The sequence below is a fragment of the Phyllobacterium sp. P5_D12 genome, assembly GCF_054049495.1.
Genome location: NZ_JBFUMG010000975.1, coordinates 1 through 1,035, shown reverse-complemented (window position 1 = coordinate 1,035; position 1,035 = coordinate 1). Strand labels below are relative to the sequence as shown.

Genomic DNA, 1,035 nt, shown 5'->3' with positions numbered 1-1,035 from the left:
ATACTTGTGGCGGCGCTCGACGCCATGCCTGCGGCAATTTCGATCGCTTCGAGCGGAATGAATTTGCCGGGTCCCGGCGGCAACCGGTCGAGCCGGAAAATCGTATCCATGGTCAGCGCCCCGACACAGAGGATCCGCGGTGGTGTATTGCTCGCCATGGTTGAACTCTCGCCAGAACTGGGAAACGGGAATCTATGGAGAGGGTCTTATCTTCTCAAGACGCATCGTGGCAATTGCCCGGCGAAAATTGTCAGTACCGAAATTTATGGTTTTGTGTAGTGACGCGAAGATCGCGTCACTACAGGTTTAGAAGAGGTCGCTCAAGCAACCTGGTGATTGGCGATGCGTTCAAGCGCCTTTACCAGGCCGGAATGATCGAGACCGCTGTCGCCGTTTGCGGCACAGCTGTTGAACAATTCCTGCGTCGAGGCCGTATTAGGCAGTGAAACACCCAGTGTTTTGGCGCTTTGCAGCGCCAGATTGAGGTCTTTCTGGTGCAGCGATATGCGGAAACCCGGATCGAAGGTCCGCTTGATCATCCGCTCGCCATGCAGTTCCAGAATACGGGAGGAGGCAAAGCCGCCCATCAGGGCTTCGCGTACCCGAGCCGGGTCGGCGCCTGCTTTCGACGCCAATACAAGCGCCTCCGATATGGCTTCGATGGTCAGCGCAACGATGATCTGATTGGCGACCTTTGTCACCTGACCGTCGCCGCAGTCGCCGACTAGGGTTATGTTTTTGCCCAACAATTTGAAGAGTGGCAAGGCGCGATCGAACGCGCTCTGCTCACCGCCCGCCATGATGCTGAGCGTCGCATTCTTGGCGCCAACCTCGCCGCCGGACACCGGCGCATCGATATATTCGCTGCCGGTTTCGCGGATCTTCTTTGCGAACTCCTTGGTATCGATCGGCGAGATCGAGCTCATGTCGATGACAAGCTTGCCCGGCTTCAGCCCGAAGACCACGCCATTTTCGCCGAAGAGAACATCCTTCACTTCCGGTGTGTCCGGCAGCATCAAGATGATGATGTCCGTC

At 57.0% G+C, this 1,035-nt stretch carries 1 protein-coding gene; it reads right to left on the bottom strand.

Features of this window, described 5'->3' with window-relative positions:
- Window positions 1-320 precede the first annotated feature (320 nt).
- Window positions 321-1,035, bottom strand: a 715-nt coding sequence (locus ACXJ5O_RS28100; RefSeq protein WP_457302778.1) for a 2-hydroxy-3-oxopropionate reductase, incomplete at its 5' end; no start/stop codon positions are given.